The following is an 18,501-nucleotide window of genomic DNA, read 5'->3' on the forward strand; positions in this document are numbered from 1 at the left end:
ATAGGCATTAGAAGATGACTGCCCTGTTGGGCAGTTTTTTTGTGATGAAATGACGGGAAAATGATAACTTTGTTTGTGGTGCAATGATGACAATGCCCGTAATATAGATATATCGTTTCGGAAAGGACATCATTGGCATGAACATCGCATTTTATCCGTACTGGGCCGCCAAAACGCTGCTCTCGCTTATTAATGTCATATATATCATAGTCATTACTACATTTATATACGGTCTCACTGGATCGGTACTCTCTGCTGCAATGTTTCCACTTATTCAGATCATTGCACGCATAATAGCCGGTCTCACTTTGCCATTACTTGTGAACCGTTTCCCATTCTCCAGACTATTGATCAGCATTTCCATAGCCAAAACATTAATCATGACCTGTATAGCCATTTCGTTGAATCACTTGATTTCACAACTGCCGCTTCTATTGCTCGGAGTGATTGTACTATCCTTCTTGGACGGATGGGAAACTCCGTTACTGAAGACTTTAACGCCACGATTGGTTCAAGGTGAAGACCTTATAAAAGCAAATAGCCTACTATCTTTCTCCAATCAGACTGTAACCATTGTCGGTTACGCCATGACGGGATTCGCCGTGATGAACTGGGGAGCGTCTCAGACCTTCTGGGCAGCTACAAGCCTGTCCTGGGCCGTTCTGATCTTTATGATTGCCATGGGCTCGCTCACACGGAATGTAGAACAACCTCAGAAATCTGCTGTATCGCGGAATGTATTGAGGGAAGGTTGGAGTATTCTTTGGAAGAACCCATCCTTACGACTGATTACGCTTATGGACATTGCCCAAGCACTTGCGGGTTCCATCTGGATCGGAGCTGTTACGCTGGCCTTTGCAAAAGAAGCTCTGGGACGAGGAGAAGGTTGGTGGGGACTCATGAACTCGAGTTACGCTGCTGGAACCATGCTTGGAGGTATTCTGGCTCTTGCACTGGCCAAACGTATTCAGAAACATCTAATCGCTAGTATGACCATGGGTTCTCTTCTCTTCAGCCTGCTGACCGTCGTTTATGGTCTAAACAACCTGCCGTGGCTCGCTCTGGTGTTATGTATACTCATGGGTCCAGTTCATCAGATTCGTGATGTGGCTCAGCAGACAGCGCTTCAGAACAGTGTACCTGTCGAATCCCTAACCAAGGTATACGCCACCCATGGCGTCCTGATATCCACGGTTATGAGTGTATCCATAGTCATCTTTGGTCTAGTCGCCGATCAACTGGGCGTTCGGTGGGTATACCTTATCGGTGGGGCCTTGTTTATTGTATCTGCGATATGCTCATTATCGTTGAGCAGAGTTCACAGAAACCAACCCATTGCTAAACATACGAAAAATATGTAAATCAAAAGAGACGAGCAACATTCTGCTCGTCCCTCATAATCTCAATCCAATCGATAATCTGTAAGCGGCTTGCCTTTTTTATAATACAAAGTAGGTGACAATATATTGAAGAAAATGTGCACATCCGGCATATATGCTTCTTCCAAAATAGCTTGCACCGACGATGCAATCCGATTATGAATCTCCTGGTCACGTTGAAACATCAGAATCTCTATAGAAGCCGGAGAAGGTGTCAGCGCTTGTACATCATGACGCTCTGCCTTCATTCTCTCCCTTGGAATATGAGTAATTAGGGCCATCTGCTCTGTAATTTGGGGTACAACTTCCTCTAGCTGAGGACCTGTGAATCCTTTAAAGCGAATAAACGGCATTGCTATCCCTTCAATCTCTGTTAATAGTCTCTTATGTGATTTTAAGCACATTGTTTTCAGTTGTCAAATGTCTTGGATGGCATATGTTGCTTCTTATAAACAGGAAAAGCCCCGCTGAAGTCTCAGCGGAGCCCACTGTTTGCACGTTTCTATACGTGACTTACAGCCAGAAAGATTTTGTGATGATCACGAGCAGGATAAAAAGCACAAGAATTGCACTTGTAGAAGTCCATCCGCCACCAGCATTACAACAACCGTATCCAACTTGACTCATTTGATTGGCCTCCTTTGAATTTCAAGGTATGCCATAACATATGCGTATTCCGTGCAAGTGACCGGGCGAATCGGCAAGTTCAACAGCCCATTCATCCGGGATTCATACCCGTTGATTTAACCGAATGGGCGATGGAGATTTTCAGTTGTTTTTCTTTTGACTCCTGAGGTGAAGGGTCTGTATTTCCTCTGTCCAGAAGGATTGTAAAAGTACGTGTATCACTTCGGGATGCCAGAACAACCTCTCCATCAGGTGTTATACAATACGCGATTGGAATGGATATCTCGGTATCACGGTACGAACCATCCGCATGGCTTGTCCCCATGACAATACATTGATGCTTCAAGGCGATCTGCCGAGCCTCTTCGACCCACTCACTGTACTGCTCTTCACTGAACATGCCCACACCAATGGAATGCATCACAATGTCCACATTCCCTATATTCTCATTTCGAAATCCTTGCAGGACCAGCTCATCACACAACAAAGTGCTTATTACCCAACCCTGTTCCTGAGCCGTCTCAGCAGGTGTATATTTAGCTTTCTCCAATACAATCTCTCCAGCCGTACTGATGATGATCGATCGGTCCTTCGGGCGTTCGTCCAACCTGCGATGACCTGATACAATCATGGTTCCATATTCAGCCGCCAGGCGGCAAGCTTCCTCAACATTCTGGTTCAGATAACCTTCAGGAAAAAACAATATATCCGCATCAGGGTGTTGCTTGAGTTCGGCTTCAAGCTGCAGCAAATCCTGTTCCAGCCTCGGTTGTCCAATAATAATCTTCATCTGGTATCCCCCATTCATAAATAAAAGCCGGTTCATACCTGAATAAGGTACGAAACCGGCTTAAAGGTTGTACGGACAGGACAGAACTCCTGCTCACCGTACTTCGCTTCAAGAGTAATTGGTTCTCATGTTATTGCACGACGACACAATTACCTTTACAGTTCAATGATATGTAGTTAGGCATTTCTACGTTCAATACTATCATATATAGCCTGCCCATCATAGCTTCGATCTGTAGCGATATCTTTCACCAAAAGGACACTGTTTTCATTTACAGATAAGATACTCAGTGCCCCCAGCACCCAAGCAAGTGGATATAATGCAACGGATAACATTTTCTTCATAACTCTGTCTCCTTTTCTGCTTAAACAGATGATTGGTTGAATATCCCATTAATACGATTACAACCCAATTAGGTTTCAATTTTATATACAACCATCACTATTTCTAGACATACAGGAGACAAACTAAAATTGTTCCGTTCAGATCAACTCGAAACTCTGGAGCAAGGTTGCCGCCTCTTCATGATCAGGTTCCAGAGCCAATACTTTATGCGTATATGACAGGGTTTCTTCTTCCAGTTCAAGTTCATAACAGCACACAGCCAAATCGTATAAGACGGCTGGATTATGGTTACTCGGATCTGCAACCAATGATATCTCCAGAAACCGTTTTGCATCCTCATACATATACATCTCATATAACAGCTGCCCTGCCAGAAATGCGAGACCTCCTTGCTGCTCCATCACATAGTAGGACGACCACATCGTATGAATACCAGACTGAATATCAAGCATTTCCTCATCACTTGCATCAGGAAGAAGACTGGAAATGTGCGTCGCACTGTGAATCAAGAACTCCGCATCATACCCGCCCAGACGCCAAAACGGCAAAATATGCTTTAACTCCATACTCTCTATTCGAGAGTCTACCCATTGTTTCATGCTGAAAAAGTCATCCGGGCCAAAACGTTCAACAAATCGATGGTAGGCCAGACGTGTGTTCACATAACTTATGGGTTCGTCCACCATCAACATACACCCAACATTCAGATCTTTATAATGATGTGTTGTGAATCGTGTATGAGCGCCCTGCTGTTCAAGAACATATTGAATGGCATGGTAGTTAGCCGTTAGAGAAAAACTCCCGTGAAGAACAAATTCTGGTGGCTCTGCGAACTTCCAGTTATCCAGGCGATGATCCCCTTTATCAGCGGTAATCAACACATAACCTGACTGTGACAGCTTGTTCAACCGTTCGAGACAGGACAACCCGATTGCAGGGAAAAGAATGTGCGAATCCTCCAGTTCCTCTTTGTACAATGTAATAAGCTCCTGATATGGATAGTTATCCGCACTGTATTCCGGCGCTCGGCGATACTCATAACTCAGTGTCATGTTCTTCAGCATCTCAGCGGGCTCAAGATCAAGACGACGATCCGGAGACTGTACAAGCAGATCACACTCATAGATCTCGCCATCCCCAATGTAGATTAATTCCTGTGGAATGCTGTCAAAAAAGTAATTAGCAATCAACAACAACGGTTGTTTCAGATCACCGGGCTGAATAACCGTGCCTGCAACGACCAGATTCAATTCCGTATCCGCTACAGCGTCAAAACGCGCAAAATCCAATATACCTTGTTGAATAAAGGATTGCATGGATGGATGCTCCTGCCAACCCAGCACATTCTCCGCTACGAGATCCGTCATCACATATCTGAAAGGCGGTAAAGGTATTCCAGCAAATTCCTTTAACTCAAGCAATTTCAGGAGAACTTGATGTGCCAAACGCCCTACACCCGCTCCAAGTTCAAGAATGGTTACGGTCTCGTTAATCTTTCCTTTGTTCGAAAGGTCCTGAAGAAAGCCAAAGATCATCTCTGCATACGCCGTGGCAATCATCGGATTACTCGTAATATATTGAGGGACTTGGTTCTCTGTCCAAGCTTGTAGCCCCTTCTGTTCATAATAAGCTCTCTGCCAATCCCAGACCGGAGCTTCACTGTAACGAAAACGTTGACTTTCATTTGACGTCATTAAACGGAAACCTGCTTTCTATCACTAATTTCATACGTTTCTCAGATGATCACGTATTATTTGATGTCCAATACCATTCAATCTCTGTAATGCATTATATCATAGAACCCTACCTACTCGATGAAGTTCAGTTTTCCCCTTCAACAGGAAAAAAACCTGCTTTTTAGGGCAGGTCCTTGAGGCCTTTCAATTAAGAAGACTATTGATCTAGTTTACTTAGGCAAGGACGCTCAACATTAGTCGGAATATACAGCTCCATCAAAGTTCTCAGGGCCTACACGGATCGTACCGAGCAAGTTGGAACTGATAAATGCAGTGTACGTCAATTGAGGTGTGATAGGCGGGTTGAAGTCATCTGCAGAGAACGTAATAATCTGAGGTGCAAGGACACTCAAGCTAAACGTAGACGTTGCGGAATAGATCACAGGGTCCGTAGCCAAAGTCCCCCTAACAATTGTAATAGTTACACCAACGAGTGCCAAAGGAAGTTGCACAGACACCGTTCCTTTGAATTGTACCCGTGGGTTTGCCCCTGCTCCTGCTGTTTGCAGACCAATCTGACCGAATAATTGTGGTGTATTAATAACCAGGATTGGTATTGCAATAGAGTTAGCCAAACTCGCATTCTGAGATGTTCTTGCATCAAGAAATTGACTCATGAAATCTACCTCCTATGGGTTGGGATAAGGTAGTATATGCGAGATTTGAGATATGGCATGGACATACATCGTGATTGGAAAAAAAGGGCATACTAGAAAGACACCATTAACAAGATACTTTTTCCTCCAAAGCTTACATGTAGACAGAAAAAAACCCTTGCTAGGCAAGGGTTTTAAGAGTATGGGCCCTACAGGACTCGAACCTGTGACCAATCGGTTATGAGCCGACCGCTCTAACCAACTGAGCTAAGGGCCCTAGACATAATGTATAACGTGCAGATGATGGCTGTGAATCATCCAAGTGAAACTAAATTGCGGGGGCAGGATTTGAACCTGCGGCCTTCGGGTTATGAGCCCGACGAGCTACCGGGCTGCTCCACCCCGCGTCAGTAAGAAATATTAAAACAGCGACTTAATTAATATACACCATTCTATCCCAATAAGTCAAGGGGTAATGTCAGGGAATAAAACGCACACCATAACGTCCTTTACGTGATCGATAAACTTCTACTTCTGCTGGTTCATTATGACCGTAAATCCATCCATCCTGCTCCATACGTTTGGCCAGACATCCTGCCTGAAATTTGGTTGCATACAACTTGCTGAAATATACCCAGTGCATACCGCTCGTCCTTTCCGGAGTCGTCATTTATTCCTGCTTTTTGTAGAATACCCCATTTTCATAAAAATAGCCGCCAAAGATTAAAATCTTCAGCGGCTATCCTTAACTTATGGTATGACTACTACATCAAATCTCATTGAAACGTAGCTTTAGGATCCTTTTTCAATTTCTCCAGCATCTCGTTTCCTTTAGCTGCCCACTCACCAAGTGCTTCTTTTGGTGTCTTTTTGTTCTCTAGTACCTGGTTGAAATATTCCATACCTTTTTCATTGACTTGCCATAAACCTGGGGATTTTTGATACATTTTATCCAGATTGGTATTTGTTGGCGGAATCGGCTTCAGCGAATAGAATGCTTGAATGTTATAATCCAGGCCGTCTTTGGGCTTAATGAAACTCTTCCGTGATACCATCTCATAGCTGCTGCGTGCTTTAATCTTAGCCCAGTCCTCACTGTTCATGTACTTGATCAGTTCCCACGCATCATCCGGGTTCTGAGCCGCACTATTAATCGCCATGAGGTTGCTCAGGTAGATGCTACCTCCAATTTCAGGAGCTTCCGGGTGAACTGGAGGTGTTACCACATCCCAATCCACTTTCGTAAAGTCTTTCATTTTATCCGCATTTTTATTGGCATCAATTAATTGATTAATATAGCTGTAATCACCAATAGCCATGGCTGCCTTGCCGCTCAGGAACAGGTCACCCTGTATTGGATCATAACGTCCACTCGGATTCTGATCCTGCGGTTCGTCTCCTTTAGGGATAACTTTGTCAATCGCAAGTTTGCTGATGGTGCTCCACACTTTCTCCCATTGAGGAGAATCTACTGTCATCTTCTCTGCTTTGTCATCAAACGTCTTCAGCTGCAACGCGCTGTAGTACTGCTGCATGGAGTAGTAAGGCGAACCACCCTGATATGTCGTGAAGGTGAAACCAAATACATGATCTTTACCTTCACCTTTCGTTAGACGGGTACCCAGATTGAAAATATCGTCCCATGTCATGTTGTCCGTTGGCGGTTCCACGCCTGCTTTTTCAAACATACCCTTGTTATAGAACAAAGCCGATGAGGAGAACGTTGGTGTCAATGCATAGATGCTCTGATCCCCAAGGTCCTTAATTCCCTCCAGTACACTAGGCACGATATCACTGGTATCAAATTTATCTTCCTGCATCAGTGGGTCCAGCTGTTTCACTAGATTCTCCTGTATTAATGATTTCACTGTGGCGGTATCGGCCACGATAACGTCAACCGGGTTATCCCCAGTCATAATCTTTTTCAGACTCTCCATCGTATCCGGGACTTCCGGCTGTTCTTCCGTGTTGCCATACCCATACATACTGCTCTGATCAACAGCAGCTACAATTTCGATGGTTACATTAGGATGTGTCAATTCAAAAGCATCGGTAAATTGCTGACGGAAGTAACTGTCATCCTGTCCGCCCCACATCGTAGCCACACGCAATACGCGCTGCTCCGTATCCTTGGCCTCACTTGCCGTACAACCGGCAATCAGCGGCATTGCCAGCGTTGCTGTAGCCATGACGGCTAAAACACGTTTTCCCCACATACTGTTCTTCATATCCCAGTTCCCCCTCTTAATTATCTTGGCGGTGTAATAACAATGCGTTCACCGTCAAATTCCAATGTAGCCCGGTTATCAATGGATAAGGCCTCCAGATACTCCTTAGGCACCTGAAGTCGCCCTGCACGGTCAATAATGACAAATGCTTCGTGAATGTCCGGCATACCCGCCTCGGACAAGCTGTGTTCATCATCCAGATTCGGGTTGCGCTTCACAAACTCGGTACTGGTCAAGCCATCCCGAATCGCAACGATCCGGTCTACCTTACCAGCAAGCGTCAAGTCATGGGTAACGATGACAATCGTAACGCCAAGTTCCTTGTTCATTCTTCGGAAAATGCCCATGATTGTATCACATGTCTCGGAATCGACCGAACCGGTTGGTTCATCTGCAAGCAGAATTTTGGGACGATTGGATAATGAGATCGCAATCGCTACCCGTTGTTGCTCTCCTCCTGACAATTGATGCAATTTGTTATGCATCCGATCCTTAAGGCCTACCCATTCGAGCAACTGTTTCGCGTAAGCACGATCACGCTTGCCTCCCAGAATCATGGGAGTCTCCACATTTTCCAGTGCAGTGAGATAAGGCAGCAAGTTACGACCGTTATTTTGCCAAATAAAACCTACCGTATGACGTTTGTATTCGACCAATTGGGCATCTGTCATTTTCAGCAAATCCCAGTCTCCCACAACAGCCGTACCAGCTGTAGGACGATCAAGTCCGCCCAGAATATTCAGCAGCGTGGATTTACCGCTACCGCTGTTCCCGATGATGGCCATCATTTCACCTTGATTGACAGTCAGGTTGAGACCCTGAAGGGCAACGACTTCCACATCGCTGGATTTAAAAATTTTGACAAGTCCTTCGCATTGGATCACGTTCACCTCTCCTCTCCCATTTTGACTGCCTGGTGAACTCGCAATCTGCGAATCTGCCAGAGCAACATCGTTGCACCAATGACCAGCATCACTACGGTGACCCCATACAGTTGCAACATATCTTGCTGTTCAAACACAATCCGGAACGGAGGTACCTGGGCAGATACATTATCCGTCGTTTGCAGGAATGGCAGGAATAAACGACTGGATACCTGACCAATCCCAATACCTAGCAGGATCGATAGACCTGCTGTGAACACCTGCTCCAGCAGCAACATGCCGCTTAGTTGTGCCCGGGATAACCCCATGGCCCGTAATACACCAAACTGCACAACACGTCCGGACAGGTTGAAGAACCAGTACAGCACGTATCCGATCAACGAGATAATAACCGATACCAGGAATCCAAGGCTCAGTATCCCGAATACGCCACCTCGAGACGGATGTTTAGCCTGAGATACCAATTCTGTGCGGACGTCACGTACAGATGATAACTCAATGCCTTCTGCTGCAAGTTTCTCCATTAGTGGAGCCACTTTGGCATCCGGTTCCATTTTCAGCCACACCTCATAAGGAATCAAAGGCACCTGATCATAGATATAATCCAGATTCGCCACGAAAAATGGCATCTGATCCGGATACTGCGCTGGCCAGTAAGGTATGATCCCAAACACGACGAATTCAATCGCCTGTCCCTGTACACCCATGGAGACGAGGTCTCCAGTTTTGAGTTTGAACTTGTCAGCAAATTTGGAAGAGATCAATACAGCCCCTTCATATTTACCAAGCAAGTCAAGGTACTTGTAGGGATGTGCCGGGAACAGATCGTTGCGGAACCATGCCACTTGAGCAAAGTCCACATTATCAATTCCGACCAGCATCCCCTGTCCGCCCGATTTACCAGAGACGATAATATTGCCTTTGGTCTGTAGCACGCGTGCTGCATGTTCAACCCCGTCTAATCTGCGGAACACTTCAAATGGAGGTTCGGAGTAGATGACTTTGGATGGCTGCGAAGAACCGCCACCACCACCTGGAGCACCTCCACCGCCATTGCCTCCGCCGGAACCACCACCAGCAGAACCTCCTCCTCCATTACCGCCACCTTGTTGACCTCCACCCGTACCGCCGTTCTGTCCGGAACCACCGGGTTTAACCTCAGGTGTTCCTTCCCATACAGTCTGCATAATCACATCAGAACCATAACGGTACAAGGTACGCTCAGTGGAATTCAGATCAATCGTCCGAGCTGCAGCCGAGTTGTACACCCCAAGTCCCAGTGTCAGTACAAGGAGGATCATCAGCGGATAATATGAAGAAGATGAACGCGATAACTGCGTTAATGTCAGATACAACGGGACCGGGAGAAACTTGCGACCGATCAACTGAATAAGCTTTAATATCCACGGGAACAAGCGCAGGAAGAATAGTCCAAGCGCAAAGATCGCGAGTGCGGGTACAAAGAATAGAAACGGCTGTACCTGCAACTGATCGGTTGTCATTCCGGTCTGGAAGGTCAACATCTGACGTTCATAGAACAGGTAGTATCCATATCCAGCCAGACCCAGCAACACAACGTCCAGGAACCAGCGCTGCCATACTGGAGCACGGTCTGTTCGTGCTTGCCGCCGTTTGGCAGATACAATGGTTGCCCGTGCATAAGTTATCGCAGGGATAAGTGATGCGATGATCGCTACAAGGACCGCTGCTACTCCCAGGAGAATAGCTTCTTTTGATACACCGATCGGAATAGACTTCCGATCTACGAACGAGAGAAAGCCACTTGCTGAACCAATACTCTTGGCCATAAACCAACCGAGAAACGGTCCAATAATCAACGCAATAACGCCCAGGAATATACCTTCAAGCAAGTAAAGAGAGAAGATCTGCCGAGCTGAAGCTCCACGGCTACGCAATACCGCAATATCACTCTCTTGCTTCTGTAATGACTGTCTGGCGTTCATCGCAATAAAATAAAAGACCATCGCAATCATCGGTGCTGCCAAGGTAAACAACATGGTCTGCAGTTGCAGACTCTGACTGCGGAACTGCTTAAGCAGATCACCAAAGGTGATGTCCACTTTTGTATCTTTCAGCCGCTGGTACAGATCGATATCCAGCCTTTCCAGCATGGAAGTCAGACCTGATAACTGGCTGGTTTGAATTTCTTTCAGATCAAAGGCATAATACCAACGTGAATTTTGAAGTGGAATCCCTTTTTCCTTCAGTAAAACATCATTAAAAACCGATTCATCCACATATAGTCCATTCATCATGCCGTCAAATCCTTGTACCCAGTAAGGGCTGTTCGGATCATCTGCCTTGAAGGAACCCGTAATCTTCACACGTAACGTGATATCAAGACCGCTATACACTGGATATTCCAGAATGTCACCGATATGCAGGTCGTTACGGTACATACCCTCTTCCAACATGACTGCCTCGATCGTGTCATCTTTGACCTGGTTTCCAGGTTTCACCCCGGCAGAGTAATTCACCTGTGCATCCAGTCCACTCATCGTGCCCAGACTCATACTGCGCGCCCTGCTGGCATCCACTTTGGTTGGATCTTCCGGGCTCACTTCTGTGCTGCGAATGGATCTCGAATTCACATAAGTATGAAAAGGAAACCCGATGTCGCGAGGGACATCCTCACGAATATAACGATCTACTTCATCCAGACCCCGTGTGTCTGTCTTCACGCCACCAGGTGCCTGATAACTCATCAGCAACGAACCGGCTGGCAACCCTTCACTGTTATCCTGCAGCGTTTGCGCGACGACCCGTTTCAACGCACCATCGGCATACATTGGAATACTGACGGTGAACGCTACCGCCACAATCAATCCGATCAGTGTGCTGAAGGTCATCCAGCGCGTGTTCCACATTTTGCGGAACAGCAACCGAAGCAATGGCAGCCCCATTAGCGTCCCACTACTTTCTGACCTACGGTCAGACCTTTCAGAATCTCGACATCTGTCGATGTCTGCTGTCCAACTTCAACGTCCACTTCACGCTTGCTGCCATCACTCTCCACCACTTGTACATACGTTCTTGAACCGATGGAGCGTAAAGCGGATACAGGAATCACAATCGCGTTCTCGGTACGCTGCGTTACAATCGAGACCGATAGTGGTGTGCCACGTTCGACGCCTTTTGGCATTTTTGCAAGTGTAACGATGACATACTTATCCAGCGTTTCCTTGGTTGGAGGCGTACCGCCTTCACCCGTCCCTTCGCCACTGCCGCTTCCCGATGCTTCCGCGATAGGCATAACTTTAATTTTGCCAGCGACTTTACCAGCTCCATTAATATCTACTTCTGCCTTCATACCGGCCGAGAACTTCTCCAGATCTTCCTTGGCAAAGGTAGCTGCCACAACCAGATTCGATGTATCCGCAATCGTAGCAATCGGATCATACGCTTTCACGGTTGCACCCTTCTCTACCTGCACTGCAATAACGGTGCCGCCAAACGGAGCGGTCAACGTGGCTTTGCCCAGTTGTTCCTCCAGATCAGCGAGTTCCTGGCGTAGTTCTTCAAACGCAATCGTTGATTCTTCGAACTCTACCGGGTCCATCTCATCCTTCTTGCGGAGTGTTTCCTTCATTTGAACTTCGGATTTGCGAATAGCCAGTTTCTTGCCACGGATCTCCTTTTCTACACTCTCCACATCGAGGACAGCAAGAAGTTGACCCTTTTTCACTTTATCCCCTGGTTTAACATTTAACTCTTTGACATGCATGCCATCAAGCGTGAAGTACACCTTCTCTTCCCGCTGACTCATCATCTTGCCGCTGCCACTTACTTTTTTCTCCAACGTTTCCGTCCGGACTTCATATTCCGGTTTCTTGGAGATCGTTGGTGGTGTAATAGGCGGAAGCACTTCTTCCTCTGTTTCTGACGGCAGCAATGAGCAGCCGGACATCGTTGCAACCATTATCGCACCGAGTACAATAATCGCTGCGCGTTTCCCCCTCTTCGGAGCGGCCCCTTTACTTGATAAATCTGCCGTCCGCCATTTCATAAACATGGTCCGCAACCTCCAAAATTGTAGGATCGTGTGTAGTCATACATATTGTTACTTGTTCTACTTCAATAATATTGCGGAATACGGCCATGACCTGAGCGCCCATCTTGGAATCCAGTTCAGCTGTAGGTTCATCCGCAAGCAACAATCTGGGTCTATGGGCAATCGCCTTGGCTATAGCCACCCGCTGCTGCTCTCCCCCGGACATCTCGAAAGGTCGGTGCTTCACCCGTTTGGATAGTCCAACCAGATCCAGACAGTGACCAACCCTGTCCTTCCACTCCGCTCGCGGAACGTCCGCCATGCGCAGCGACAGTTCTACATTTTCCCAAGCAGATAATAAGGGCATGAGTGCATACGCCTGAAAAATAAAACCGATCTCTTTGCGCCGCAAAGCGGTCCGCCGCCGGTCTCCCCAATCCTGAAGAGGCTGGCCAGAGAACAGAATGTCTCCACTTGAAGGCTGATCCAGTCCACCGAGCATATTCAGCAGTGTTGTTTTGCCTGAGCCCGATCGCCCCTTCAACATGACCAGTTGTTGCGGATTCACTTCCATATCAATGCCTTTGAGCACATGGATAATGCGACTGCCTGTCTGGAAACTGCGATGCACGTTACGCACCTCCAGTACAGGTCCATCATATGGAGGCAGCGTATCCTTCTTTGGTTTGATCTTCTTCTGGGGTTCATCAACAGTGATGACAGCAGCTGCAGCCACTTCATCTGAAGCGATTTCACTTTCAGGTAACGGAGGTTTACTCGTCGGGTAATCATGTTCATTGTTGTATGTATTTTCCCCCGACTCCGTCGATGCCTCCAACGGTGTTTCCCCCTGTTGATGTTCATCGCCTGACTGGCTCTTGGCAGGTCTTTTTCTGAGAAATAAATTCTTCATGCCAGCAATCACGCTCATCCTTTCTTGAAATCCCGTTCATTTCTTCAAAAAACCTAAAATTAGAAATCTGTTCCATCCTACACTGAATTATAAACGACCGATCCCAACTAAAAGTTACAAGCTTTTTACAACGGTAGAGTGAAAAAGTTAATATTTTGATGAACAAACAAAAAAAGCACCCCAAAGTGCGGGATGCCTCTTGCATATTCGATGGTTTTGCCGCTATGACGGCAATCATTACAATTTTGATACCGTTCATTCCTGAACATGTTTTCGAGGTATCAATGATATTATTTACCAAATGAAGAAGGATCTTCACGCCAGGATTTAAGCAACTCAAAGTCACTCTCCTGAATCGTTCCCTGAGCCAAAGCCACATCCATCAGCGCCGTGTAATTGGACAACGTCTGAAGTGGAATTCCAGCATCTTCAAATGCTTTAACACCTTTATCCAGCTGGTAGCTGAAAATGGCAAGCACGGCGAGAGGTGTTGCACCTGCAACGCGTACAGCTTCTGCTGCTTTGATCGAGCTTCCACCTGTAGAGATCAGATCTTCGATGACAACCACTTTCTGTCCTTCGGTAATCAGACCTTCGATCAGGTTCTCCTTGCCGTGTCCTTTCGCTTTATCGCGAATGTAAGCCATCGGCAGATTCAGCTTCTGAGCCACCCAGGCAGCATGCGGAATACCTGCGGTTGCTGTACCTGCGATGACTTCTGCATCCGGATACTGGTTCCGAATGATTGTTGCAAATGCTTCAGCGATATCGTTGCGAATCTCCGGATAGGACATCGTTAAGCGGTTATCACAGTATATTGGTGATTTGATGCCGGATGTCCATGTAAATGGCTGCTGCGGACGTAACGCCACGGCTTTAATTTTCAAAAGTTGGGAAGCAATATGATTCGGAATCTCATTCAGTTCGATCATGCGTTCAACATCTCCTTCAAAATGGTTTCTACCGCTTCTCGCGGATTGGGAGCGCCTGTAATGGGTCTGCCTACAACAATGTAATGACTGCCTCTGGCGATGGCTTCACCTGGGGTCAAGACGCGTGTCTGATCTCCCAGACCACTACCCGCTGGACGAATTCCTGGAGTAACGGTGTGAAAAGCACTGCCACACGTTGCCCGAATTGCGGGCACTTCCAGTGGAGAAGCAACAACTCCATCCAGTCCGGCCTCTTGGGCTAGTCCTGCATAACGGACCACCGCAGCTTCCACACTTCCCGGGATGCCAATCTCGTTATTCATCGTTTCCAGACTTGTACTGGTGAGTTGGGTGACTGCAATGATCTCGGGCTTGCTAAGGGAAGGATCGGCAGCGATTGCTGCCTCAGCACCTTCACGTGCAGCACGCATCATAAGGGCTCCACCCGCTGCATGTACATTGAACATGTCTACGCCAAGACGTGTGATACTCTCAGCTCCGCCACGAACGGTGTTGGGAATGTCATGCATTTTCACATCCAGAAAAACGGAGTACCCTTTGGATTTCAGCTCCCGAATAAAGTCAGGTCCTGCTGCGTAGAACAGCTGCATACCCACCTTGAGATAACAGGGAATGCCCTCAAGAGCTTGTACCAATTCTTGAGCTTCTTCCGCTCCAGGATAATCCAGTGCCACCATCAGACGGCCAGCCATTTCATTGAAACTCGCTTGATTCATCACCAGCGCTCCCCTCCACTTGCTCATTTTTTCCGTTTTTGCCCGATATAAAGGACATCCCGCCAGCCCGCAGGCTGACTGATGTCCTTCATCAGAGACTTATTTATTTTACAGAGACAGGCATTGCTTCCGAAGAGAAGTTGATCGTTTGCAGCATGATCAGCAGCGCACGAATCGTATCCAGTGAAGTCATACATACAATGCCGTTCTCTACCGCTTCACGACGAATTCGGAATCCGTCACGTTGCGGTGTTTTGCCTTTGGTGAGTGTGTTGAAGACAAAGTTTGCTTCACCGCTACGGATCATATCCAGAATGTTCGGCGAACCTTCACTTAATTTGTTCACAGTCGTTACCGGAATGTTCGCTGCTTCAAGCGCAGCTGCTGTTCCGCCAGTTGCCATGATTTTGTAACCCAGTCTGTAGAAACCTTCGAGCAAAGGAACCGCTTCGTCCTTGTCTTTGTCTGCTACAGTTACAACAATCGCTCCGGTTGCCGGAATTTTCATTCCTGCACCGATGAGACCTTTGAACAACGCTTTAGCGTAATTCGGGTCACGGCCCATAACCTCACCTGTAGACTTCATCTCAGGTCCGAGGGTTGGTTCTACACGACGCAGCTTCGCGAAGGAGAAGACCGGAACTTTAACCGATACATGATCCGATTCAGGCCACAGCCCGTCAACATAACCAAGATCTTTTAGTTTCACACCCAGAATGGCTTGTGTTGCCAAGTTCGCCATCGGAATGTTGGTTACTTTGCTCAGGAATGGTACGGTACGGGATGAACGCGGGTTTACCTCGATAATGTACACTTGGCCATCATGGATAACAAACTGGATGTTGACCAAACCTACCGTTTTCAGTTCTTTCGCAATTTTGATTGTAATCTCTACAATTTTCTCTTTCAAATCCTGGGACAGATGTTGAGGAGGATATACCGCGATGGAGTCACCAGAGTGAACCCCTGCACGCTCGATATGTTCCATGATTCCCGGAATCAATACCGTTTCACCATCACAGATGGCGTCAACCTCAACTTCTTTACCCATCATGTAACGGTCGATCAGGACCGGATGCTCTGGATTGATTTTAACCGCCTGTTCCATGTATGTCAGCAATTCAGCATCGGAGTATACAATCTCCATCGCACGACCGCCGAGTACATAAGAAGGACGAACCAAGACAGGGTAGCCCAGACTTTGAGCTGTTTCTACCGCATCATCAACGGAAATGACTGTTTTACCTTTTGGCTGTGCAATCTCCAGACGGGAGAGCAGACGCTCGAACTTCTTGCGGTCCTCCGCCTCATCGATGCTTTCCAGATCCGTTCCGAGAATGGTTACACCTGCATTACGCAGTGGTGCTGCCAGGTTGATGGCCGTTTGACCACCGAACTGTACGATAACCCCTACTGGTTTCTCCTGTTCAATCACGTTCATGACATCTTCGAAGAAGAGCGGTTCAAAGTACAGGCGATCCGATGTATTAAAGTCCGTAGACACCGTCTCCGGGTTATTATTGATAATGACAGCTTCATAGCCTGCTTTTTGCAATGCCCATACTGCGTGTACAGTAGAGTAGTCAAACTCAATCCCTTGACCGATCCGGATTGGTCCTGAACCCAGTACCACAACTTTTTTCTTGTCTGAAGGGATAACTTCATTTTCTGTCTCGTAAGTTGAGTAGTAATATGGCGTTGTTGCTTCGAACTCAGCCGCACATGTATCTACCATTTTGTACACTGGGCGCAGGTTCTCTGCTTCCCGACGAGTTCTAACTTCCGCTTCAGTTGTTAATGTGCCTCCTGGTTGACCTTGCGCACGCAGTTCAGCAATGGCACGGTCTGTGAATCCAAGGCGTTTCGCTTGATACAGAATGTCGGAAGACAATTCGGATTCTTCGCGAATGCGATCTTCGAATGCGATCAGACCTTCGATTTTGTCCAGGAACCACCAGTCAATCTTGGTCAGATCCTGTAGCTGTTGCAACGTATATCCTCTGCGGAATGCTTCGGCAATCAGGAAGATACGCTCATCATCTGCTTTGATTAGACGCTCGTTCAGGGTAGCTTCGTCCAGCGTTTCGGCATCCTTCAGGTAGAGGCGATGTACGCCAATTTCCAAGGAACGAACTGCTTTGTGAATCGACTCTTCGAATGTCCGGCCAATAGCCATTACTTCGCCTGTTGCTTTCATCTGAGTTCCCAGTTTACGGTTCGCCGAGATGAACTTGTCGAACGGCCAGCGTGGGATTTTGCTCACGATATAATCCAGCGTAGGCTCGAAGCAAGCATACGTTTGGCCTGTTACCGGGTTCACAATTTCATCCAACGTGTAACCCATCGCAATTTTGGCAGCCATTTTTGCAATCGGATAACCCGTTGCTTTGGAAGCCAGAGCTGATGAACGGCTTACCCGTGGATTTACTTCGATAACATAGTATTGGAAGCTGTGTGGGTCCAGTGCAAACTGTACGTTACATCCACCCTCGATATTCAGGGCACGGATGATTTTCAAGGAAGCTGAACGCAGCATTTGATATTCACGGTCCGACAATGTTTGGCTTGGTGCTACGACGATACTATCACCTGTATGAATACCTACCGGGTCAAAGTTTTCCATGTTGCAGACAACGATACAGTTATCGTTTTTGTCTCGCATAACCTCATACTCGACTTCTTTCATACCTGCAATGCTCTTCTCGACCAGACATTGCCCAATCGGGCTGTAACGAATTCCCGCTGCCACCGTCTCACGCAGTTCTTCTTCGTTCGCACAGATTCCGCCGCCAGTTCCGCCCAGTGTATAGGCTGGACGCACGATGATTGGATAACCAATCTCATTCGCAAATTCAAGTGATTCTTCAAGTGTCGTTACGATGACACTCTCTGGTACAGGTTGTTCCAATTCACGCATCAGGTCACGGAACAGATCACGATCTTCCGCTTTCTCGATGGATGTCAGCTGTGTTCCGAGCAATTTCACATTTTCACGTTCCAGCACGCCAGCACGAGCCAGCTCTACAGCCATGTTCAGACCTGTTTGACCACCCAGTGTTGGCAACAAGCCATCTGGACGCTCTTGACGAATGATTTGGGTTACAAAATCCAGTGTAATTGGCTCAATGTAGACTTTGTCAGCCATGTTTGTATCCGTCATAATGGTCGCCGGGTTGCTGTTGATAAGTACAACTTCCACGCCTTCTTCTTTCAGAGCCTGGCAAGCTTGTGTACCGGCATAGTCGAACTCGGCCGCTTGACCGATGACGATTGGACCGGAACCAATCACCAGGATTTTTTTGAGATCTTTGTTAATCGGCAT

The 18,501-nt window shown here is 47.1% G+C and carries 16 protein-coding genes and 2 tRNA genes; 1 reads left to right on the forward strand and 17 read right to left on the reverse strand.

Annotation, left to right across the window (positions count from 1 at the left end; genetic code table 11):
* The first annotated feature begins 137 nt into the window (after positions 1-137).
* Complete coding sequence (locus tag MHI48_RS21110) at positions 138-1,361, forward strand: MFS transporter (RefSeq protein ID WP_405141667.1); 1,224 nt, start codon at positions 138-140, stop codon at positions 1,359-1,361.
* A 41-nt stretch (positions 1,362-1,402) separates the two neighbouring features.
* Here MHI48_RS21110 and MHI48_RS21115 read toward each other — a convergent pair whose 3' ends face one another.
* From MHI48_RS21115 to carB, 17 genes are all read right to left on the reverse strand, one after another.
* The gene (locus tag MHI48_RS21115) at positions 1,403-1,732 is read right to left on the reverse strand and encodes a DUF1904 family protein (RefSeq protein WP_036614785.1); all 330 of its coding nucleotides are present in this window, start codon (positions 1,730-1,732) and stop codon (positions 1,403-1,405) included.
* Positions 1,733-1,892: 160 nt separating this feature from the next.
* Entirely contained in the window at positions 1,893-2,006 is a 114-nt protein-coding gene (locus MHI48_RS21120; protein WP_082219140.1) for a YjcZ family sporulation protein, read from the reverse strand.
* 91 nt (positions 2,007-2,097) lie between these two features.
* Entirely contained in the window at positions 2,098-2,796 is a 699-nt protein-coding gene (locus MHI48_RS21125; protein WP_405141669.1) for a hypothetical protein, read from the reverse strand.
* A 176-nt stretch (positions 2,797-2,972) separates the two neighbouring features.
* Entirely contained in the window at positions 2,973-3,140 is a 168-nt protein-coding gene (locus MHI48_RS21130; protein ID WP_405141671.1) for a hypothetical protein, read from the reverse strand.
* Positions 3,141-3,278: 138 nt separating this feature from the next.
* The gene (locus tag MHI48_RS21135) at positions 3,279-4,835 is read right to left on the reverse strand and encodes a tetratricopeptide repeat protein (protein WP_405141672.1); all 1,557 of its coding nucleotides are present in this window, start codon (positions 4,833-4,835) and stop codon (positions 3,279-3,281) included.
* Positions 4,836-5,071: 236 nt separating this feature from the next.
* The gene (locus tag MHI48_RS21140; RefSeq protein WP_036614795.1) at positions 5,072-5,494 is read right to left on the reverse strand and encodes a hypothetical protein; all 423 of its coding nucleotides are present in this window, start codon (positions 5,492-5,494) and stop codon (positions 5,072-5,074) included.
* A gap of 182 nt (positions 5,495-5,676) precedes the next feature.
* Positions 5,677-5,750, reverse strand: a tRNA-Ile gene (locus tag MHI48_RS21145).
* 56 nt (positions 5,751-5,806) lie between these two features.
* Positions 5,807-5,880, reverse strand: a tRNA-Met gene (locus tag MHI48_RS21150).
* A gap of 71 nt (positions 5,881-5,951) precedes the next feature.
* A complete protein-coding gene (locus MHI48_RS21155) occupies positions 5,952-6,143 on the reverse strand; it encodes a hypothetical protein (protein ID WP_047843730.1) in 192 nt (63 codons plus the stop codon).
* A 106-nt stretch (positions 6,144-6,249) separates the two neighbouring features.
* Positions 6,250-7,701: an ABC transporter substrate-binding protein gene (locus MHI48_RS21160; protein WP_405141674.1), complete on the reverse strand. Its 1,452-nt coding sequence runs from the start codon at positions 7,699-7,701 to the stop codon at positions 6,250-6,252.
* Positions 7,702-7,721: 20 nt separating this feature from the next.
* On the reverse strand, positions 7,722-8,585 hold the full coding sequence (locus MHI48_RS21165; protein WP_145323112.1) for an ABC transporter ATP-binding protein: 864 nt from the start codon (positions 8,583-8,585) through the stop codon (positions 7,722-7,724).
* Between the two features lie 2 nt (positions 8,586-8,587).
* The gene (locus MHI48_RS21170; RefSeq protein ID WP_076250790.1) at positions 8,588-11,509 is read right to left on the reverse strand and encodes an ABC transporter permease; all 2,922 of its coding nucleotides are present in this window, start codon (positions 11,507-11,509) and stop codon (positions 8,588-8,590) included.
* A complete protein-coding gene (locus MHI48_RS21175) occupies positions 11,509-12,618 on the reverse strand; it encodes an efflux RND transporter periplasmic adaptor subunit (protein WP_036614803.1) in 1,110 nt (369 codons plus the stop codon). Before MHI48_RS21175 ends, MHI48_RS21170 begins: the two co-directional genes overlap by 1 nt.
* Positions 12,581-13,510 carry an ABC transporter ATP-binding protein gene (locus MHI48_RS21180; RefSeq protein WP_405141677.1) on the reverse strand — a complete coding sequence of 310 codons (930 nt, stop codon included), beginning with the start codon at positions 13,508-13,510 and terminating at the stop codon, positions 12,581-12,583. The genes MHI48_RS21175 and MHI48_RS21180 overlap by 38 nt, the downstream gene beginning before the upstream one ends.
* A 290-nt stretch (positions 13,511-13,800) precedes the next feature.
* Entirely contained in the window at positions 13,801-14,442 is a 642-nt protein-coding gene (gene pyrE, locus MHI48_RS21185; RefSeq protein WP_036674850.1) for an orotate phosphoribosyltransferase, read from the reverse strand.
* Positions 14,439-15,179 carry an orotidine-5'-phosphate decarboxylase gene (gene pyrF, locus MHI48_RS21190; RefSeq protein ID WP_076250785.1) on the reverse strand — a complete coding sequence of 247 codons (741 nt, stop codon included), beginning with the start codon at positions 15,177-15,179 and terminating at the stop codon, positions 14,439-14,441. The genes pyrE and pyrF overlap by 4 nt, the downstream gene beginning before the upstream one ends.
* 103 nt (positions 15,180-15,282) lie before the next feature.
* The gene (gene carB / locus MHI48_RS21195) at positions 15,283-18,501 is read right to left on the reverse strand and encodes a carbamoyl-phosphate synthase large subunit (RefSeq protein ID WP_100527071.1); all 3,219 of its coding nucleotides are present in this window, start codon (positions 18,499-18,501) and stop codon (positions 15,283-15,285) included.

It is taken from the genome of Paenibacillus sp. FSL H7-0942, from assembly GCF_045040715.1.
GTDB classification, from domain to species: domain Bacteria; phylum Bacillota; class Bacilli; order Paenibacillales; family Paenibacillaceae; genus Paenibacillus; species Paenibacillus amylolyticus.